Origin of the sequence: Arthrobacter gallicola, assembly GCF_014836775.1 — a bacterium.
GTDB classification, from domain to species: Bacteria; Actinomycetota; Actinomycetes; order Actinomycetales; family Micrococcaceae; genus Arthrobacter_B; species Arthrobacter_B gallicola.
Window position 1 is genome coordinate 182,763 of sequence record NZ_JACSQD010000006.1, and the last position, 20,194, is coordinate 202,956.

Consider the following 20,194-nt stretch of genomic DNA (forward strand, 5'->3'; position numbering starts at 1 on the left):
CCACATGAACCGCCCAAAGACCAACCAGCCCGTCCGGGACCTCATCGGCATCGGCGTCGGTCCGTTCAACCTGGGTCTGGCTGCGCTGAGTGAGCCCATCGCAGAGCTGGACGCACTGTTCCTGGACGGCCGCCCCGACTTCGACTGGCATCCGGGCATGATGCTGGAAACCGCCCATCTGCAGGTCCCGTTTATGGCAGACCTGGTCTCTCTGGCGGACCCGACATCACGGTATTCGTTCCTGAACTTCCTCAAGTCCACCGGACGGCTCTACCGTTTCTACATCCGCGAGGATTTCTACCCGCTGCGCGCCGAATTCAACGCTTACTGCCGCTGGGTTGCCAGGCAGCTGCCAAGCGTCCAGTTCGGCCGTCAAGTCACCGCCATCGACTTTGAACACACGGAGCACGACGGCGGAAGGTACCTGGTCCGAACAGAGGGCGACGGCGGCACCCAGGTCCACGCGGCCCGCCGGCTGGTACTGGGTACCGGCACCCAACCCGAAGTACCGGCGTCGTGCGCTGGTCTCCTGACCGGCCCGGGCACCGCGGTGCACAACAGTGACTATGTAAAGTCCAAGGCCAGTCTGCAGGCACAGAAGAGCATTACCGTGGTTGGCAGCGGCCAAAGCGCGGCTGAGGTTTTCCTCGATCTGCTGCCCGGCAGCGGCCCGGACACATACGAGCTGAATTGGGTAACCCGCTCCGGGCGTTTCTTCCCGCTGGAATACACCAAGCTGACCCTCGAAATGACGTCCCCCGACTACGTGGACTACTTCCACGCCCTGCCCGCACCCACCCGCGACCGTCTGATCAACACCCAGAAAAACCTCTACAAGGGCATCGATTCGGCGCTGATCAACGAAATCTACGATGCGCTGTACACCAAAAGCCTCGCCGGCCCGCCCGCGGTGCGGCTGCTTACCGGCACCGAGGTAACAGGAACCCGCTTTGATCGGGCCACTGGGCAGCATGTGCTGGAATTACACCACTCCGAGCAGGGCACCTCCGCCCGGCTGTCCACGGGCGGCGTCGTCCTCGCGACTGGTTATTCCTACCAGGAACCGGAATTCCTGCAGGGCATCAATCACCGGATCCGGCGCGACAGCCGTGGCAGGCTGGACGTGGACCGCAGTTACGGAATCGGCGTTGCACCAGCAGAAATCTTTGTGCAGAACGCCGAGCTGCACACCCACGGCTTCACCTCCCCGGACCTTGGTATGGCGGCCTACCGGAACTCGGCCATCCTGCGGGAAATTCTGGGCTGGGAGTACTACCCAGTGGAAACCAGCACCACGTTCCAGGAATTCGGCCTGACCGGCGTGCATGATTCGAAGCCCGCACCGGCTCGCAGCGAAGGAGCACTGGCATGAGGTTCGAGTTCCAGCCCGTCGATCCCCAGGCCGACGCCGGTCTGCTGCATGGCTGGATGCGGCAGGAGTACGCCGTCTTCTGGGGCATGAATTCCTCCACTGTGGAGGAGGTCCGGGCCGAGTACGCCGGCATTGCCGCGAACCCGCACCACGATGCGTGGCTGGTGCAGGACGCCGGTACACCGGCCTTCCTGATGGAGAGCTATGCTCCCGCCCACTCGCCTCTAGCCGGAACGTACCCTGTACAACCCGGTGACCGCGGGATGCACCTGCTGATGGGCCCGCCGGATGCGCCCCGCCGAGGCTACACAGCGGCAGCTTTCCACGCGGTAATGGTGTTCCTGTTCGCCAATCCGGCAGTTGACCGAGTGGTAGTGGAACCGGACGTACGCAACACCAAAATCCACCGCCTCAATGCCCGGATGGGATTCGAGACCCGGGAACGCATCACGCTGCCGGACAAAACCGCGCTGCTGTCTTTCTGTACCCGCGACCAGTTCCGCGTTGCCGCTGCCAGCAGCGGGCAGCCCGGCAGCCAGCAGCATTCCCCCGAACAGATATCCCCCGAAGGAGCCACCCTGTGAGCACTACCGTAGAAAACTTCCTCCGCGACGCCGTGCCTGCAGACCCCGGCACGGGAACTATTCCAGATGGCACGGCACACCTCAACCCGGAGCGATGGGCGGCAGCCAACCGCCATCTGCTCCGGAAAGCGATCGCCGAATTCGCCCACGAACGCATTTTGCTTCCCCGCGCGATCGGGCCGGGCCGCTATGAACTAACCTCCGACGATGGCAGCGCCACCTATCGCTTCGAGGCGGACATCCTGGCGCTGGAACACTGGAGCATCCGGGCTGAGAGCATCGTCCGCACGGAGCGGGACGAGGAAACCGGGCTCGACGCACTGGTGTTTATCACCGAGTTCGCCGGAACCCTGGGCATCAACGGCCAGATGCTTCCGGTTTATCTGGAGGAAATTTCCAGCACCCTGGCCTCGCATGCGTTCAAACACACCGGAACTTTCCACACCGCCGGAGAGCTTGCCTCCGGAATCACGCAGGGCCGCGACCCGGCCGCGGATTTCCAGGCGATCGAGGCTTCCATGACTGAGGGCCATCCCTGCTTCGTCGCCAACAACGGACGGCTGGGCTTCGGTTCGGCGGATTACCTCGCCTATGCGCCGGAAACCGCAGCCGCCATCCGTCTGCACTGGATAGCAGTAGCCAAGGACAAGGCCAGGTTCACCGCAATCTCCGGCCTGGACTATGCAGCGCTGGTGGCCGCGGAACTGGATCCAGGTGTGCAGGCCGGATTTGAAGCAGACCTGCGCGCCCAGGGTCTGGCCCCGGATAACTACCTGCTGATGCCGGTGCATCCCTGGCAGTGGGAGAACAAGCTCAGCGTCACCTTCGCGGCAGACGTTGCCCAGCAGTACGTGGTGCATCTGGGACCCGGCCCGGACACGTACCAGGCACAGCAGTCCATCCGGACGTTCTTTAACCGGGACGTACCCAGCCGCTGCTACGTCAAAACCGCCTTGTCAGTGGTCAACATGGGCTTTATGCGCGGACTCTCGGCCGAGTATATGGTGTCCACTCCCGCTATCAACGAGTGGGTGGACTACCTCGTGAAATCCGATTCCACCCTGGCGGGCCAAGGCTTCGGAATCCTGCGGGAGACCGCCGCAATCGGGTACCGGAACTCGTATTACGACGCCGCTGCCCCCAAGGGTTCCCCGTACCGCAAAATGCTGGCGGCACTGTGGCGGGAGAGTCCGCTGCCAAAGCTGGAAGCCGGGGAGCAGCTGGCCACCATGGCCTCCTTGCTGCACACCGATCCCGCCGGCGCCCCGTTCGTCTCCGCGCTGATCCACCGCTCGGGGCTCCCAGCCCGGGACTGGCTAGTCCGTTATCTGGAGGCCTATCTGGTTCCGGTGCTGCACTGCTTTTATGCCTACCGGCTGGCCTTTATGCCGCACGGGGAAAACCTGATCCTTGTCCTGAAGGACGGTGTTCCGGAACGGGTGCTGATGAAGGACATCGGTGAAGAGATCATAGTTATGGCGGACAAGGTGGAACTGCCGGCCGAAGTGTCCCGGGTGCGGGTGGATGTTCCGGAAGACGAACAGATCCTCTCTGTCTTTACCGACGTGCTGGATTGCTTCTTCCGTTTCCTGGCAGCTGTGCTGCATGAGGACGGACAGCTGCCGCAGGAGGATTTCTGGGCGGTGACCTCGGACGTGATAACCGCGTATCAGGCCGGACACCCGGAGCTGGCGGAAGACTTTGCCGCACACGACCTTTTCGCGCCGGATTTCGCGCGGTCCTGCCTGAACCGGCTGCAGCTGCGCAACAACCAGCAGATGCTGGACATCAGCGATCCCTCCGGCGGGCTGCAGTTCTCCGGACGACTGGTGAACCCGCTGGCCGGCCGGGGGCGAGAGTCTTCAGGCGAAAGCCGAGGGACCGCGTAGGCGGGTCAGCAGGCACGCGGTCCTGCACTGAACCGCCCCTCAGGACCGGCGGTTCAGCGCAGGGCCGAGATCCCGGTGATCTCCCGCCCGGTGATCAGACTGTTGATTTCAAAGGAACCCTCATAGGTGTAGATGGCCTCGGCATCCGCAAAGATCTTCGCCATCCGGTAGTCGGTGACAAGTCCGTTGCCGCCCAGCAGGCCCCGCCCCAGAGCCACCGTCTCACGCATCAATCGGCTGGCATAGGACTTCGCCAGTGCAGCACGTGCCATCTCCCCGCGCGACGCATCCCCGCCTGCGCTGCCGGCTCCACCACCACCACTACCAGCAGCACCGGCAGAACCGCCGTACCCGCCCTGCTCCAGATCACTGACCCGTGCCAGCATCGCAGTCGACGCCACCGTGTTTCCCAGCATCCGCACCAGCTGCTCCTGCACCAGCTGGAAACCTGCCAGTGGCCGGCCGAACTGCCGGCGCTCCAGAGCGTAGGCGCGCGCGACGTCGAACGCCGCCAGCTGCTGGCCCACCGCCTGCCAGCCCACCATGATCCGCGAGCCACGCAGCAGATGCTTGGTGTCCTCGAAACTATCGATTCCGGCCAGCCGGTCTCTTTCGGAAACCCGGACTTCGGTGAGTCCGATGTCCGCGTTCTGCACTGTCCGCAGCGCTGTTTTGTGTTCGATCCTGGAACGTTTGATCCCGGGCAGTGAGGCGTCGAGGAGGAAACCGCGCACCTTCCCGGTGGCCGGTTCCCGGGCCCAGAGCAGCATCCAGTCGCAGAAGGTACCGTTGCCGATCCAGCGCTTAGTCCCGTTCAGTATCCAGGTGCCGCCGTCGCGCACCGCAGTGGTGGCCATTCCCCCGGCAACATCGGAACCATGGTCCGGTTCCGTCAGGGCGAAGGCTCCGGTGATCCGCAGGGCCTGCGCATCAGCCAGCAGCCGCTCCTTCTGGGACGGGGAGCCGAAGGCATGCAGCCCTTCCACAAAGAGGTCATGGTGGACCATGAAGAAGGTGGCAATCGAGGTGTCCGCCCGGGTCATTTCGGCAATCACCAGACCGGCAAACAGCGGACTGTAGCCGCGCTGCACCGGAGTGGAAAGTTCCAGGCCGGCCAGCCCGGGCAGCAGCTCAGTGGGGAAATGCTCCTCATTCCACCAGCGGACGGCATGCGGAGTGACTTCGGCCGCCAGGAAAGCCCGAAGCTGGGCGAGTTTGGCTGTTTCCTCCGGACTCAGGAGCTGTTCGAAGGAGAAGAAATCGACGTCCGGAAGCATCAGCACACCCTATTTCGGACCCATCCGGATGGCCCCGTCCAGCCGGATAGTCTCTCCGTTCAGCATGGGATTGGCGATGATGTGGCTGACCAAAGACGCATATTCCTCCGGACGGCCCAGCCTCGAGGGGTGCGGAATCTGCGCGGCAAGCGAATCCTGGGCGTCCTGCGGCAGGCCTGCCATCATCGGTGTTTCAAAAATCCCGGGCGCAATAGTCATCACCCGGATCTGGTGCCGTGCAAGCTCCCTCGCCAGCGGCAGGGTCATCGCAGCGACTCCCCCCTTGGAAGCGGCATAGGCAGGCTGCCCAATCTGGCCGTCGAAGGCGGCCACCGAAGCAGTGTTGACGATGACGCCGCGTTCGGAGGTTCCGCCGTCGTCCGTTACCGGACTGGTCTCCGCCATGGCCGCCGCGGCCAGCCGGGTCACGTTGAAGGTGCCGATCAGGTTCACTTGAATGACACGGCTGAAGTCCTCCAGCGGGAGGACACCGTTCCGGCCCAGGACCTTGCCCGGCGTCCCGATGCCGGCACAGTTAACCGCCACCCGCAGCGGCGCCGCCGCCACGGCAGCCTCCACCGCTCCCTGCATCTGTCCGGCGTCAGTGACGTCTCCCGGAACAAAGTGGGCACTGTCTCCCAGTTCCCCCGCATACGCCAGGCCCTCGGACTGCGGCAGATCCACCAGCACCACCTCGGCTCCGGCATCGATCAGGCGGCGGGCGGTAGCCCGTCCGAGCCCCGAAGCGGCTCCCGTGACAATGGCCGAAGTGCCGGATAGCTGCATCTGTCCTCCTGAGAATCTGGTGCGCGGGTGCTCGTGCGGTCCCCCGAGCCTACTGTGACGGACAGTACGCCGCACCCCACAGGCGGGTTATCCGGAGCCCGGCCACCGTGACGGCACGGCCCCGCGGGTCTAGGGTGGTGCGCATGCCTGCCGCACAGACTGTCCGCACCGCCGAACTGCGCGCCGATACGGCAGCCCAATCGGTCACCACCGCTTTTGGCGGCCGGCTGTTCGGTATCCCGGGCACCCACCTCGGCGCCGTCCGGGCTCCGCAGCCCCTGCCGCGCGGAGCCGGCGCGTGGCACTACTGGTGGCAGGCCCACTACGTCGATCTGCTGGTGGATACCGGTCTGCGCAGCCGCACCCCGCTCTCCGGAAAGGACTTCACCGGCGTCGATCCGATCCGGTTGGCGGACACCCTGATCCGCACCATCAGGCTGCGCAATGGAGGACGGATCACCAATAGTTTCTACGACGACATGGCGTGGCTGGCTCTGGCGGCGCTGCGCGTGGATTCCCTTCCGGGACCGCCGCGCGGATCGAAGCCCCGCCATCAGCGGCTGCGGGAGTCACTGGGCTCGGCACTGCGTTCAGCCCACACCCGGGATTTCGGCGGAGGCCTGTTCTGGAACCGCAGCCGGACATTCAAGAACACTCCGGCCACCGCCCCTGCCGCCCTGTATTTCGCCCGCGGCGGGGACCGTGAGCGTGCCCAGGCCCTCATCGACTGGCTCAACACGGTCCTGCTGGACCCGGAGACGGGCCTGTATTTCGACGGCATCAGGATGGACGGTTCCCGGCCGCTCGTCGAAACCCCGATCTACACCTACAACCAGGGCCCGGTGCTGGGTGCCCTGCTGGAACTCGGCGGCCCGGCCAACCTGGGCCGGGCCACAGAGCTGATCCAGGCCACGGCCGCACATTTGGTGTACGACGACGACAGATACGACACCGACGACGCGCGGCTGCTGCGCACGCACGGCAGCGGTGACGGCGGACTTTTCACCGGCATCCTCTGCCGCTACCTCGCCGAGGCAGCGGCAGCACCCACCCTGGACCGGAAGACCCGGGAACTGGCGGGCACACTGGTCACCGAACTGGCGGAGAGACTGTGGAAAGGCCGCGCCACCAGGAACAACCTCGCCGTCTTTTCCGCCGACCCGCGCCAAACCGCAGATGAGAGCTATCCGGCGGGAACCGGCGTCGAACTTTCCACCCAGCTCCAGGCCTGGATGGTCCTGGAAGCCGCAGTGCGCGTGGCCCGGCTGGACAGTACGGTCTAGGCACAGCATGGTCCAGGCACGGCATGGTCTACGCACAGTGAGCTGCGGGTCCCGGCGCGTGCCGGGACAGCGCTTTCCGGGGCAGGGTCGTCAAGGACGGCGCGTTCCAGCCAGACCGGATAAACGGGTCAGGTCAGGCCACCTTCAGCGGATGCTGCGAGGCGGCGGCATGGGGATCCAGGTCCGCGAGGGTGAGCAGGTGCTGGGGATGCTCCGGCAGCGGAAAAGACCTCTGGACAGCCAGATCCCGGTCCACATGCAGCACCTCGCCGGCATCCAGCAGCCGCCAGTTGGGATTCTCGTCCATCCGTTCGGTGGCTACCAGCAGCGCGGGAACCTGGTTCTGCTCCATTTCGTCGCTCTTCACACTGATCCGGGTGGTGTGCTTGCCGTGGTGGGGCGAATCGGCACCCTCCTGCAGGACGTACAGCGGATGGGTATCCGGATAGCGGACCGCCCATAGATCCGTCGCCGTCGTCAGCACCAGATTCACCGCATACAGGCGAAGGTTCTGCGCGATCCAGGTCAGCGCCTCCTCGATCGCCGCTCCCACATCACCGCCGTTCTGCCGGGCCAGGCCGGTGATCAGCGCGAAGACACGTTCGCTGTCCGTTTGGCCTTTGACCAGGTCCATAACCTCAAGCTGCCGCAGCCGGTCATCCAGCTGATCCAGATCCTCCACCACCCCGTTGTGGGCCAGCAGGCGGTCATCCTGCAGGAACGGATGCGTATTCACCGCGGTGTCGCCCCCGGTGCTGGCATACCGCACGTGGGCGATGAACGTGGTGCCCCGCAGCTGACGGGCCGCAGCCGCATACGCACGGTCCTCGTAAGCGGCAATCGGAGCCTTGTCCACCACCGCCTGACCCTCCGGATTGAAAACCCCGAGGCCAAAACCATCCGCCATCCTGCGGCTCTGTTCCGCGAGGCTGTCCGGCGCCGTCAGGAGCCAGAATGTTGCACTGACAGGGGCAGGACCTGCATGCATTCCAAAAAGCCGGCACATGGTGGACTCCTAGTCGGGAAATTGCTTCTGCGGATAGAACGTCTGCCTGCGGCTGAGCATCTCCACGAAACCGGCAATATTGCGCTCCCGGGCCTCCTGGGTCTTGAGCCGGCTCAGCCGGAAGGCCAGAGCAAAACGGTTCTGTGAAGTGAGCACGTTGAACATTTCCTGTGCCTGCGGATCGGCAGCAATGGCGTCCAGCAGATCCTGCGGCAGCTCAGTAGCCGCCGGCCCCGCGTAGGCCGCATCCCAGCGTCCGTCCGCCTTGGCAGATTCGACGGCGTCGCGTCCCGAGGGATGCATCCGGCCCGCGGCTTCCAGCCGGCCAATATGCCCCACATTGCGCAGCGACCACATGCTGCGCGGCCCCCGCCGGGTGTAGCGCTGGAGGTAGGATTCTTCATCGCGGCGCGCTGCCTGCCCATCGATCCAGCCGAAACAAAGCGCTTCGTCGAGAGCGCTCTGGCGGGTCAGGGAGGTGACACTGCCGCCCTGTTTCCCGACGACGAGCCACACTCCGGCCGAGAGCAAATGATGTTCCTCCAACCAGTCCCGCCATGCTGCTGCATCGGGGAGCAGCAGTTCCGGGAGCTCGGTCTTCATGCGCCTAATCCTAGGCCCCGGTGGTACCGGCTGAAAGGTTCGGAGCCAGTTCAGCCCTCGGCCAAAGCAGAGCGCGTCGAATGACTCTCGCTGAGACTTTGCGGTAGAACACTCCTATGAACGTACGCACTCCTGACCCGTATCCCGGCTGGCTTTCGGAGGAGGACCTGCACGAAGCCAGACAGCGGCTCCCCATGGTTTATGTGGAAGCGGTACCGGTCCGGTGCGACCCCCTCGGGTACGTCACGGAGGTGGGACTGCTGCTGCAGGCGACGCCGGAAGGACAGATGGTGCGCACCTTCGTCTCCGGCCGGGTCATGTACCGCGAAACGATCCGCGCGGCTCTGCTGCGCCACTTGGAGAAGGATCTCGGCCCCATGGCGCTGCCACAGCTCCCGCCCAGCCTGGCTCCTTTCACGGTGGCGGAGTACTTCCCCTCCCCGTCGCAGACCGGGCTGACCGACGAACGCCAGCACGCCGTCGCACTGGCGTACCTGATCCCCGTCACGGGTGAGTGTGATCCACGTCAGGATGCACTGGAGCTGTCCTGGCTGACACCTGAAGAGGCGCTCAGCCCCGCTGTGTACGCGGAGTTTTCCGGCGGCCGCGGCGACCTGCTGCGCCAGGCACTCGCCTCAGCCGGCTGGGGCCGGTAGGGCGTTACCAAGTCTTTATATACTGGGGGCCGATGCTCCAACCGCAAAGGGAACAGCCATGTCAGAGAGTGTGCCGGAAACGTATGCGTTCCGGGTCAATGCCGAATTGCTCGTTCCAGGCCAGAAACTGGTGCTGGATGAGCTGACCCTGGCACCGCTGACGGAGCTGCGCATCGAGGAAGACGACTTCGGCACCCCTGCTCTGGTTATTGCTGACCTGGAAGACGGTGGCACGGTCCGCATCGCGTACGGTTCGGCAGTGCGCGTGGCTGCCCCGGCACCGGAACAGAACGCGTCCGAAGCCGTCCGCAGCGTCCCTACGGACGAGGAAACCTATGCCGCGGTGCTGGCCGCTGCCCAGGCTGCCCATCCGGATGACCGCACGGTCAAGGAACTCATCACCCGCCTCAGGCGCGGTTTGAACGTCAAAGCCGGCAGCAACCTGCAGGATGTCCGGGATCTGGCCTACACCCTCTACGTCGACCTCGGGGATGCACGCAACGCGCTGGCGGTCTGCGGCTTGATCACCGGGCTGGGATTCGACGGAAATTACGGGCGGTGGAACTGGATCCAGGGTGCCCTGTCACTGGCTGCGCACATTACCCACGAGACCGGCGACTTGGATGCGTCCAACGCGTACGCACAGGCAGTGCGGGCCGGCGACCACGCCGAATCTGATCCGCTCAAGGCCAAGCTCTCTGCGGAGCTGCTGCAGCGCCAGCTCAACGAACCGAACCTCTATGACCGGGAGGTCCAGCGGGCGGCCGAAGCCAGCGATGAACAGGCCGAACGCGACTGGCGGGTGCTTCGGCTGAATACCCTGCTGTACCTGCGCGCGCACGGCGGATCGGAAGCCTACAGCGACGCCGAACTCCAGCGCCGGATCCGCAACGAACTCAGCGCCATCCGCGGGCTGAATCTGGATCTCTGAGCAGGATCTCTGAGCTGGGAGTCCCGCGGAGGATTCAGGCGGAGCGCTAAGCCGGGAGGCTTTCGTTGACCCTGGCCTGCCGGGCCTGCAGCCGGGTGGTGTGCCGGTGCACCAGAAACACCAGCGCCATGCCGACGACGGCACCAATCACGGTTTCCACGGCCCGGTCCTGGATGAGAATGGCCGGATCGCTGGGATGGGCGAGTTCGGTGCTGATCAGCGCCAGCGGGGTGATGACCACCTGCGCCAGTGCGTACTGGCGGGCGATGAACATCTCGGCACCGAACTGCAGTACCGCGATGACCAGGACCAGCTGCCAGGGTGCCAGAGCGGCCAGCAGAATGACGGCGGTAACCGCCAGCCCGCCGAAGGTTCCCAGCACGCGCTGCAGCCCCCGGTGAATCCGGTTGCGCAGCGTCGCCCCCGCCAGGGGCACGGTAGCCGCCACCATCGCCCAATAGTTGTGGCCGATCCCCAGGGCTGTCGCCACAGATCCCGCCGCCGCAGCAGCAGCCGCATACAGGGCGGCGTCGTGCCACACAGCCCGGCGCTGCGCGGCGGAGAACCGCGGGTGGACCGGCCGCACCCAGTCGGTCCGGTACCTGGGCCAGAGCATGGCGGAGAGTCCCAGCAGAATGGCGAAGCTGACGGTCGCTGCGGCCACGGCCATGGCCTGCCAGACCGGAGGCTGGTTTGGCACCGAGGAAATCGCGGCATACGCGAAGATGTGGAACAGGGATCCGGCAGGCCGCAGCCGCCAGAACCCGGTGGCCAGCGTTCCCAGACCCGCAACCACGGTGGTTCCCAGGACGATTCCCCAAGCGTCCAAGCCAAGCCGGGAGGACAGCGCACCGGCAAGGATCACCGCCAGCATCAGGGCACCCGCCCGCAGCTGGTGGCCGAACCGCTGCCGGTGCGGCTCATTGCGGCCGTAGATTCCGGTGAAGGCGCCAAAGGAGGCGTAAATAGCCAGGTCGATCCGCCCAAAAGCCAGCAGCGTCAGCAGCGGAACGGCAACACCGATGCCGCAGCGGATCCCCACGTGGTGGTCATTGTGGGCCGGGGCCATGCTGAACATTTCGCGCAGGTACTTCAAGGGGGCTTCAACGGCCTTTCTGTCATCCGGGAGTCCGGGAATTACGGGGGTCGGCCGGCGGTGGCACGGCAGCGGAACAGGACCCAAAATCCCACCAACCAACCTTATGCTTCGCCATTGACAGGGCGCTTGCTCTGTGGGACAAGTCTCCTTGGGAAACTCCGGTTCCCCGCAGTCTCGGCCGGACCAGTTGCCCTACCCGGACGGCCGGCTGCCCGGGTAAGGCAAAATGGAAGGGTGTCCACCACTGGTTTTTCCTTTGCCCTCGGTAAGCGCCTGCGCGAAACCACCCCCGACTCTGCATCCCGCACCCAGGCCAACGGCGGTGAGTTCCAGGGCCGTACCGGCACCATCTCCACCCCGCACGGCGAAATCCAGACCCCGGCGTTTATCGCCGTGGGCACCAAGGCCACGGTCAAGGCGGTGCTGCCCGAATCCGTAGCTGAGCTGGGTGCCCAGGCCGTGCTGGCCAACGCCTACCACCTGTACCTGCAGCCCGGCGCGGACATCCTGGACGAGGCCGGCGGCCTCGGCAAGTTCATGAACTGGTCCGGTCCGACCTTCACTGACTCCGGCGGTTTCCAGGTGATGAGCCTGGGTGCCGGGTTCAAGAAGGTCATTAACATGAACGCCGACGGCACCACCCACGCCACCGGTGCGGATGACGACGTCGCGCCCGGCAAGGAACGCCTGGCCCACATTGACGACGACGGCGTGTGGTTTAAATCGCACCTCAACGGGGACAAGCACCGCTTCACACCCGAGATCTCCATGCAGGTCCAGCACAAAATCGGCGCCGACATCATGTTCGCCTTCGATGAGCTGACCACCCTGCTCAACTCGCGCGGCTACCAGGAACGGTCCCTGGAACGCACCCGGCTCTGGGCCGAACGCTGCATCATCGAGCACCGGCGCCTCACTGAGGAACGCTCGCACCGCCCTTACCAGGCGCTGTTCGGTGTACTGCAGGGAGCCCAGTATGAGGATCTGCGCCGCAAGGCCTCACGGGATCTCGGGGCCATGGACTTTGACGGCTTCGGCATCGGCGGTGCCCTGGAGAAGGAAAACCTGGGCACGATTGTCCGCTGGTGCACCGAGGAACTTCCCGAGGACAAGCCGCGGCACCTGCTGGGCATCTCCGAACCGGACGACATCTTCACGGCCATCGAGAACGGTGCCGACACCTTCGACTGCGTCTCCCCCACGCGGGTGGCCCGCAACTCGGCGTTCTACACCCCGTACGGCCGGAAGAACCTCTCCAACGCCAGGTTCAAGCGCGACTTCGGCCCGTTGGTGGACGGCTGCGACTGCTATGCCTGCACTAACTACTCCCGCGCGTACATCCAGCACCTGTTCAAGGCCAATGAAATGGTCAGCCACACGCTGATCTCCATCCATAACGAGCGCTTCACCGTAAAACTGGTCGACGACGCCCGGCTGGCCATCGAGGACGGCACGTTCTTTGAGTTCAAGGACGAGGTCCTGGGCAAGTACTACAGCTAAGCGGAACCGGAACGGGAAGGGGTTGTGCTCAGCCCCTTCCCGTTCCTCAGCTACGCGGAAACCTGCCCGTAGGTCGGTTCACGCTTCTTGATCGCCTTGATCACAGCCGACGTCACCGGCACGAAGAGGAACTCGACCGCAGTCTTGTAGACAAAACCGAAGATGACATAGTTCGCGAACTGGCCGGCGTCGCTGATGCCGATCACCGGTGCGGCAATCGCGCAGAAAATCAGGGTGTCAGCGAACTCGCCCGCACCGGTGGAGGCCATCAGCCGGCCAGCAAGCGCACGTTCCTTAAACTTGGCCTTCATGCGGGTCAGAACCAGCGAGTTCAGCAGCTGCCCGGCAAGGAAACCAAGCAGCGAAGCCACGACAATCTGCCAGACCGGACCGAGTGCCGACTCAAGTGCCGCCTGCTTCTCCAACCCGTAGTCGTCGTCGAAGCCGGGCAGCGCAATGATCACGGCAAACGCCAGCACCGCAAAAGCGGCCATCGCGAAGCCCATGAAGATGGCCCGCCGGGCGGCCTTGAATCCATACACCTCACTGATGACGTCGCCCAGGATGTAGGCCAGCGGGAAGAGGAAGAACCCGCCATCGGTGACAATGCTGAAGTCGCCGAAAATTGGACCAAGGACCACGCCCTTGGTTGCCCCGATGTTGGAAATGATGATCACCACGCACATGAGGGTGAGGATCAAGTCGAAATGGGAGCTGCCGCGCGAGGCGTAGCTGGGAGCCTGCGCTGCCTGGACGGCAGCGCCCGGGGTTGGTGAAGACATGGGTATTCCCGTTCGGTGTAGTGGTTCGCCGACGGTCTCGCCGGCTGTATTAGCACTTGCCCGCTGTCCCGGGCGGCCCAAAAGGGCCAGCGTTCATTCTGCCATGTTTCGCCCCCGCACAACCCTCGGATCCCGTGCCCTGCCACATCTTCGCCCGCCTCGTCACAATTCTGAACATGTTCAAAACTGTGTTCTAATCGTCGATGACGAAGTAGGAACAGGAGTTCGATGGCCGCCGGGGCAAAGAGCGAAACCACCCGGCAGCGGCTGGTCGAGACAGCAACAGCGCTTTTCCGCGCACAGGGATATGAGCGCACCACCATGCGCGGCATCGCCGAGGCGGCGGGCGTATCCGTCGGCAATGCGTACTACTACTTCGAGTCCAAAGACGCCCTCGTGGCTGAGCTCTACCGCTCCCTGCAGGACGAACACCGGTCCGCTGCCCTGCCGCTGCTGCGCGAAGGACACAACCTCGGTGAGCACCTCCGCGTCATCCTGCTGGCCAACCTCGAGGTGCTTTCGCCGTACCACGGGCTGGGCCACCAGTTCCTGAAGAACGCCGCCCTGCCGGTTCCGGGCGGCACCCGCTACGCCCGGGGCACAGTGCCACATGCGGCGTCGGCGGCAGTGCCGGGTGCGACGTCGGCGGCAGCGCCGGGTGCGACGTCGGCGGCAGCGCCGGTTCCAGCCCCGCCCCCAGCCCCGGACGCCGCACAGGTGGGCCGCGGAAAGTCGATTGCCGTCTACCGTCAGGCTGTCCAGGCCGCCCGCCCGCAACCACCACTCGCCATCCGGGATGACCTGCCGGAGCTGCTGTGGCTTGTGCACATGGGCGTCACCCTGTTCTGGGTCTACGATTCCTCGCCCGGCCAAATCCGCTCCAAACGGCTGGTGGCGAACACCGCACCCCTCGTCGCCAAGCTTGTGATCCTCTCCCGTCTACCGGTTGTCCGGAATATTGTGGAAGATGTGGTGAAGCTGCTGCGAGGAGCGCGATCACATGACTGAAACTGCGGACGACGACGACGTCGATCCAGCCGGCATGTCGCGCGGCCGCACACCGGAAGGGCGCATAGTCCTGACCCCGCGCGTGACCTTCGGACCGATCGCCTTTGTCACCGGCTACGCGATTGCCAGCCTGCTCGTGGCGGCTATGGCCACCATCGCGATTGGGTGGGGAACCTCGCGTGATTTCTGGGGCTACCTCTGGATCATTGTGATTGCGGCCTTCTACGCCGGAGGCCTGGGCCTGCTGACGGCAGCGCCGGTGGGACTGACGCTGGGCCTGCTGCTGCGGAACACCCCCAACCAGTGGCTGCACGTACTCGCGTTTTTTGTGGTGCCGTTCCTGCTGGCCTGGCTGGTCATCGGGCTGATCGCCGGCTCCGTGGGAGTACCGCTGCTTATGGCCCTGGCAATCGGCTGTTCCGCTGCCATCGGACGCCTCGCGGTGTGGCGCCTGATGGACATCCGCACCTGACACGTTTGCTTCCGGCCGCGTCGCAGGTGGCAACCCGCACCGCTCAGGGTAGAAGATGGAAACATGTCTTCACACACACATTCGGCACCGTCAGTCACGCTCACCATTGCCGGCTCGGAAGCCACCGGCGGAGCGGGCGCACAGGCAGACCTCAAGACGTTCCAGGAGTTGGGCTCCTACGGCATTGCTGCCCTGACCTGCATTGTTTCCTTCGACCCGAAGGACAACTGGAACCACCGCTTTGTTCCGGTGGATTCACAGGTCATTGCGGATCAGCTCGAAGCCATCCAGACCGCCTACGACCTGGAGTCCGTGAAGATCGGCATGCTCGGAACGCCGGCAACCATCGACACCGTGGCCAAGGCACTGCAGAGCCAGGACTGGAAGAACATCGTGCTGGACCCGGTCCTGATCTGCAAGGGACAGGAGCCCGGAGCCGCACTGGACACCGACCAGGCACTCAAGGCGCAGATCCTTCCGCTGGCCACCTTCGTGACCCCGAACCACTTCGAATCCATGTCCCTCTCCGGCATGGACTCCATCGATTCCGTTGAGGACCTGCAGGAAGCGGCCCGCCGCATTCACGAGGCCTCCGGCGCCGTCGTGCTGGCCAAGGGCGGAGTGCGGCTGGAAGGCGAGGACGCCGTCGACGTTTTCTATGACGGCCAGACCATGGAGGTGCTGCGTGCACCCAAGGTGGGCGACGTTGCGGTCAGCGGCGCCGGCTGCACCCTCGCCGCAGCAATCACTGCGGAACTGGCCAAGGGCGCAACGCCGCTGGAAGCTGCCCGCACGGCCAAGGCCTTCGTCACGGAGGGCATCCGGAACCGGGTTTCCTCCCACACCCCGTTCGATGCCCTCTGGCAGGGCGGCGCCGGGAACGGTCCGGCACTCTAACTTTCCCAGACCCTAATGCAAACGGACGGACGCACCGAAAACGGTGCGTCCGTCCGTTCTTGTTTACAGACGCCGGATCAGCCTGCGATTCAAGCCCTGAATAACCCTCCACGTCAAGAGCCTCTGAACGAATCGCGGCCCGAAACCGTGAACCTTTGACCTGCCGGAATGCTCGCTTAGGGTATGCCTACGGCTGCGGGCAATTGGGGGCCGAAGGTGCATAGCTGACACCCCACAACAACGGGGGTTTGGGGGCACAAACGGAAAGCTGTCACGTGTGTCAGCAGCCGGCAGGCGGCGGTTCAGGTCTCTAGTGCAACAGGTCTCTGACGGCGTTCCTCCGGCAGCACGCGGCGGGAATGTTCAAGGAGCACAATGAGACGGTCCATTCATCGCAGGCCCGGAGTGGTGGCAACTGCCGCCGTCGCCGGCCTGGCACTCACAGCAGGATTGGGGCTTCCGGCCCAGGCCACCGAAGGCACACGCGCCGGCGGGAACGCGGTCCAGGGTTTTGGGGTCGAGAGATTCGCGGAGCAGAAGGTGTCTCCGAGTCTCCGCGGCGTCAGCGGAGAGGTTTCGGTTTTTGTCCAGTTCACCGGCGAAGGGGCCTTTGAACAGACGCAGCCGGAGGCCGTGAAGGCAGGTAAACAGGACCCCGTCGTGGATGCGCCGCGGGTCCGCCAGATCAGGGCGGAGATCGAATCCCAGGCCGAGTCCGTTGCCCGGGAAGCCGCAGCCAACACCATTTACACCACCACCAACTCCCTTCCCGGTGTGGCGATCATCGGCGACGCCGAGGCGATCAAGGCACTTGCAGAGCGCGGCGACGTCGCCAAAATCACCCGGATCGTTCCGAAGACGATCGACAACAAGGGTGCAGACATCGATACCCGGGCGCTGAACACCTGGGTGGAACGCCAGCAGACCGGCAAGGGCATCACCATCGCCGTGCTGGACACCGGCATCGACTACACGCACAGCGACTTCGGCGGACCCGGAACCATCGAAGCGTTTGAGGCAGCCCAGGCTTCGCCGACCATTCCCGCCGCAGACAGCGGCCTGCTCGATCCGGCCAAGTTTATTGGCGGCTACGACCTGGTGGGTGATGACTACAACGCGGATCCGTCCGCGGCCAACTACCAGCCCATCCCGAAACCTGATCTGAACCCCATGGACTGCCAGGGCCACGGCACCCACGTGGCCGGCACTGCTGCCGGCTACGGCACCAACACCGACGGCACCACCTTCGACGGGGACTACGCCTCGCTGACTACACAGACTGTCAATGCCCTGCGGATCGGTCCCGGCTCGGCTCCCGAAGCCCAGCTGGTTGGAATCCGGGTATTTGGCTGCACCGGCTCCTCCGACGTCGTCGGGCAGGCGCTGGACTACGTCCTGGATCCCAACGGCGACGGCGATTTCTCCGACCGCGCACAGGTGGTCAACATGTCCCTGGGCTCCGACTACGCTCCGGTGGATGATCCCGAGAACGACATTGTGGACAAGCTGACCGAGCAGGGCATCCTGTCCGTGGTGGCCTCCGGCAACGCCGGCGACGTTTACAACGTGGGCGGCTCCCCCGGCAACGCGAGGTCTGCCCTGACCGTGGCCAGCACCATCGGTTCGCAGATTTCGCTGGACCGTGCCGATGTCCTGGCTCCGGCCGGGCTCGAAGGCTCCGCCGCCGGCCAGTACTCCGCCAACTTCAACTACTCCGACCCGGCACTCACACCGGAACGGCTGACCGGCGAGGTGGTGGCCGCTCCGGCGGACAACGCCTTTGGCTGCTCGGCCTTCCCGGCCGGGTCCCTGACCGGGAAATGGGTCTGGATCCAGTGGGAAGACTCCAACGGCGCGTTCCCCTGCGGTTCGGGCGCACGGTTCAACAACGCCCAGGCCGCGGGTGCCACCGGTGTCGTCCTGGACTCCCCGCGGGATGTGTTCGACGCCGGAATCGGCGGCAACGCCGGAATCCCCGGCATCCAGCTGAACCGTGAATCCTCTGACCGGCTGCGGCCCGCCGCCGTCGCCGGCACCCTGACAGTCCGCCTGGATCCCGCCTACATGGGCACCGCAGCGGGCCAGTCGAACTCCCTCGATACGGTGAGCTCCTTCTCCTCCCGCGGGCTGCACGGCTCCAACGGCGTGGTGAAGCCCGACGTCGCGGCTCCGGGTTCCTCGATCGGCTCCGCCAATGTGGGCTCCGGGAACGGCGCCTCGGTGAGCAGCGGAACGTCCATGGCCACCCCGCATGTGGCCGGACTGGCGGCGCTGCTGTACGCGGCGACGGATTACACGCCGTACCAGGTCAAGAACACCATCATGAACACCGCCACCCATGATGTCCTCGCTGCCAACGGCGCCGTGCACGGACCCAACCGGGTCGGCTCCGGACGCGTGGACGTCCTGGACGCCGTGAACAACCAGGCCCTAGCCTACGACGCCGAGGACCAGACCCTCACCAGTGTCAACTTCGGAGTCCTGGAACTCGGCGCCGACGCCCTCACCGTGACCCGCAAGGTGACAGTGCAGAACACCTCGGATTCGCCGCGGACCTTCGCTGTCAGTTACCTGCCGGCGTCGACCATGCCCGGGGTGGAAATCACCACGGCTCCGAGCGTCAGCGTGGGGGCAAATGCCCAGGCCACCGTGGACGTCACCCTGACGATTGCCGATCCTGCCGCCCTGGCCAAAACCATTGATCCGGCCGCGGACACCGAGCAGCTGGGCCTGCCCCGCCAGTTCCTGGCCGATGTTTCCGGACGCGTCCAGCTGGCCAGCGACGGCGTTCCCACACTGCGCGTTCCGGTGTACTCGGCTCCGAAGCCGACGTCGGACATGACCGCTGGCACCGGCGTCGACTTCGCTGATGCGGAGGCACTGGCAGCGGACGTAACCCTCACGGGTCGTGACCTGCTGCAGGGTTCGGGTGCTTCCACTTATCTGTCGCTGGTGTCGCCGCTGGTGCTGGGCGGACAAAGTCCCAAGCTGGACAACCTCGCGCTGGATTCCATGAAAGCCATGGACCTCTCTGCGGTGGGGGCTTCCTCCACGCTGCCGGCGCTCAAGGCTGCCGGCGGCGACCCTGCGGACGCTGCGCTGAACTTTGGCCTGAGCACGTGGGAGAACTGGCCGATCCTCGGTGGACACAACGAGGTCAACGTCGAGATCGACACCAATAAGGACGGCACCGCGGATTACCGGGTGGTCACCGGCCGCGCCGATGACCTGGACCTGGTGCTGGTAAACACGTACCGCCTGAACCCGGACGGAAGCACGGCCGCCCTGGTGGACCAGACCGGTGCCAACGGCCGGATGGGCAGCACGGACACCAACACCTTCGATTCCAACACGGTGACGCTTCCGGTTTCCGTGGCGGCACTGGGACTGGATCCCGCCGCGGAATCCCTGCCCCTGGCGTACAAGGTGGTGACCTGGAGCCTGTACAACGTGGATGACACCGGGACCACCGTTCCGGTGGATTCCACGGACTTCATCGAGTTCGACGCCGCGGATCCTGCACTGTGGTTCTCCGGCGGCTCCGCGGATGCCCTGTTTGCCGACGTCGACGGCGGCAAGCTCACCGTGAACCGGAGCATGGACACCACCGGGGCCTCGGCACTGTTCCTGCACCTGCACAACGGCACCGGGGACCTGAGCGGCACGGCCGGGCTGGGGGGACGGGCTGAAATCCTGCCGGTCACGGTTCCCGCTCCGGCTCCGGTGAGTCCGGTGTCGGCCGTCAGCCAGTGCAATGGATTTAAGGCTGAAATCACCGTAACGCTCACTAACAACGGCGACCGCCGTGCGGACATCGACATCAAGTCACCGTACGGCAGCGCGAAAGTGATGAAGCTGCAGCCCAGTGAGAGCACAACCGCTGTGATCAAGACGCGCCAGCTTGCTCTTCAGGCAGGCGAGGTGACCGCTTCCTACAAGTTCCTTGGCAAGGGCAAGGCGGAGAAGGTCGATTACACGGCGTCTTACGGCGCGGTGACGTGCAGCCGCTAATTCCCTAAACTGAGCAAACACAAAGCAGCGGTCCCCGG

The 20,194-nt window shown here is 64.9% G+C and carries 17 protein-coding genes; 11 read left to right on the top strand and 6 right to left on the bottom strand.

Annotated elements, in window-relative coordinates:
- The first annotated feature begins 4 nt into the window (after positions 1–4).
- The 3 genes from H9639_RS13375 to H9639_RS13385 are packed head-to-tail and all read left to right on the top strand — an operon-like array spanning position 5 to position 3,845.
- A complete protein-coding gene (locus H9639_RS13375; protein WP_191808573.1) occupies positions 5–1,372 on the top strand; it encodes a lysine N(6)-hydroxylase/L-ornithine N(5)-oxygenase family protein in 1,368 nt (455 codons plus the stop codon).
- Positions 1,369–1,956, top strand: a complete 588-nt coding sequence (locus H9639_RS13380) for a GNAT family N-acetyltransferase (protein ID WP_191808574.1) — start codon at positions 1,369–1,371, stop codon at positions 1,954–1,956. Before H9639_RS13375 ends, H9639_RS13380 begins: the two co-directional genes overlap by 4 nt.
- Positions 1,953–3,845, top strand: a complete 1,893-nt coding sequence (locus tag H9639_RS13385) for an IucA/IucC family protein (RefSeq protein ID WP_404799759.1) — start codon at positions 1,953–1,955, stop codon at positions 3,843–3,845. The genes H9639_RS13380 and H9639_RS13385 overlap by 4 nt, the downstream gene beginning before the upstream one ends.
- Positions 3,846–3,898: 53 nt before the next feature.
- Here the strand turns inward: H9639_RS13385 and H9639_RS13390 are convergent, their stop codons facing one another.
- Positions 3,899–5,122: an acyl-CoA dehydrogenase family protein gene (locus H9639_RS13390; protein ID WP_191808575.1), complete on the bottom strand. Its 1,224-nt coding sequence runs from the start codon at positions 5,120–5,122 to the stop codon at positions 3,899–3,901.
- Between the two features lie 9 nt (positions 5,123–5,131).
- The gene (locus H9639_RS13395) at positions 5,132–5,908 is read right to left on the bottom strand and encodes an SDR family NAD(P)-dependent oxidoreductase (RefSeq protein ID WP_191808576.1); all 777 of its coding nucleotides are present in this window, start codon (positions 5,906–5,908) and stop codon (positions 5,132–5,134) included.
- 143 nt (positions 5,909–6,051) lie between these two features.
- On the opposite strand from H9639_RS13395, the gene H9639_RS13400 reads away from it, so the two are divergent.
- Complete coding sequence (locus H9639_RS13400; RefSeq protein ID WP_191808577.1) at positions 6,052–7,191, top strand: glycoside hydrolase family 76 protein; 1,140 nt, start codon at positions 6,052–6,054, stop codon at positions 7,189–7,191.
- A 133-nt stretch (positions 7,192–7,324) separates the two neighbouring features.
- Here the strand turns inward: H9639_RS13400 and H9639_RS13405 are convergent, their stop codons facing one another.
- Positions 7,325–8,197, bottom strand: a complete 873-nt coding sequence (locus tag H9639_RS13405) for a class II glutamine amidotransferase (protein WP_191808578.1) — start codon at positions 8,195–8,197, stop codon at positions 7,325–7,327.
- A 9-nt stretch (positions 8,198–8,206) separates the two neighbouring features.
- On the bottom strand, positions 8,207–8,800 hold the full coding sequence (locus H9639_RS13410; protein ID WP_191808579.1) for a YdeI/OmpD-associated family protein: 594 nt from the start codon (positions 8,798–8,800) through the stop codon (positions 8,207–8,209).
- Positions 8,801–8,916: 116 nt separating this feature from the next.
- Here H9639_RS13410 and H9639_RS13415 point away from each other — a divergent pair, with 116 nt between their 5' ends.
- Positions 8,917–9,456, top strand: coding sequence for an NUDIX hydrolase family protein (locus tag H9639_RS13415; protein ID WP_191808580.1), 540 nt, complete (start codon positions 8,917–8,919; stop codon positions 9,454–9,456).
- A gap of 58 nt (positions 9,457–9,514) precedes the next feature.
- Positions 9,515–10,387, top strand: coding sequence for a DUF6707 family protein (locus tag H9639_RS13420; protein WP_191808581.1), 873 nt, complete (start codon positions 9,515–9,517; stop codon positions 10,385–10,387).
- A 46-nt stretch (positions 10,388–10,433) separates the two neighbouring features.
- Here the strand turns inward: H9639_RS13420 and H9639_RS13425 are convergent, their stop codons facing one another.
- Complete coding sequence (locus tag H9639_RS13425) at positions 10,434–11,483, bottom strand: FUSC family protein (RefSeq protein ID WP_191808582.1); 1,050 nt, start codon at positions 11,481–11,483, stop codon at positions 10,434–10,436.
- Between the two features lie 237 nt (positions 11,484–11,720).
- On the opposite strand from H9639_RS13425, the gene tgt reads away from it, so the two are divergent.
- A complete protein-coding gene (gene tgt / locus H9639_RS13430; RefSeq protein WP_318242090.1) occupies positions 11,721–12,986 on the top strand; it encodes a tRNA guanosine(34) transglycosylase Tgt in 1,266 nt (421 codons plus the stop codon).
- Between the two features lie 50 nt (positions 12,987–13,036).
- On the opposite strand, the gene H9639_RS13435 is transcribed toward tgt, so the two are convergent.
- Positions 13,037–13,768, bottom strand: a complete 732-nt coding sequence (locus H9639_RS13435; protein ID WP_191808583.1) for a queuosine precursor transporter — start codon at positions 13,766–13,768, stop codon at positions 13,037–13,039.
- A gap of 228 nt (positions 13,769–13,996) precedes the next feature.
- On the opposite strand from H9639_RS13435, the gene H9639_RS13440 reads away from it, so the two are divergent.
- The 4 genes from H9639_RS13440 (at position 13,997) to H9639_RS13455 (ending at position 20,156) form a co-directional block, all read left to right on the top strand.
- The gene (locus H9639_RS13440; RefSeq protein WP_191808584.1) at positions 13,997–14,776 is read left to right on the top strand and encodes a TetR/AcrR family transcriptional regulator; all 780 of its coding nucleotides are present in this window, start codon (positions 13,997–13,999) and stop codon (positions 14,774–14,776) included.
- Positions 14,769–15,248 (top strand): hypothetical protein, encoded by a 480-nt coding sequence (locus H9639_RS13445; protein ID WP_191808585.1) that lies wholly within the window; start codon positions 14,769–14,771, stop codon positions 15,246–15,248. The genes H9639_RS13440 and H9639_RS13445 overlap by 8 nt, the downstream gene beginning before the upstream one ends.
- A gap of 63 nt (positions 15,249–15,311) precedes the next feature.
- Complete coding sequence (gene thiD, locus H9639_RS13450; protein ID WP_191808586.1) at positions 15,312–16,145, top strand: bifunctional hydroxymethylpyrimidine kinase/phosphomethylpyrimidine kinase; 834 nt, start codon at positions 15,312–15,314, stop codon at positions 16,143–16,145.
- 375 nt (positions 16,146–16,520) lie between these two features.
- Positions 16,521–20,156 carry a S8 family peptidase gene (locus H9639_RS13455; protein ID WP_191808587.1) on the top strand — a complete coding sequence of 1,212 codons (3,636 nt, stop codon included), beginning with the start codon at positions 16,521–16,523 and terminating at the stop codon, positions 20,154–20,156.
- Positions 20,157–20,194: the final 38 nt, after the last annotated feature.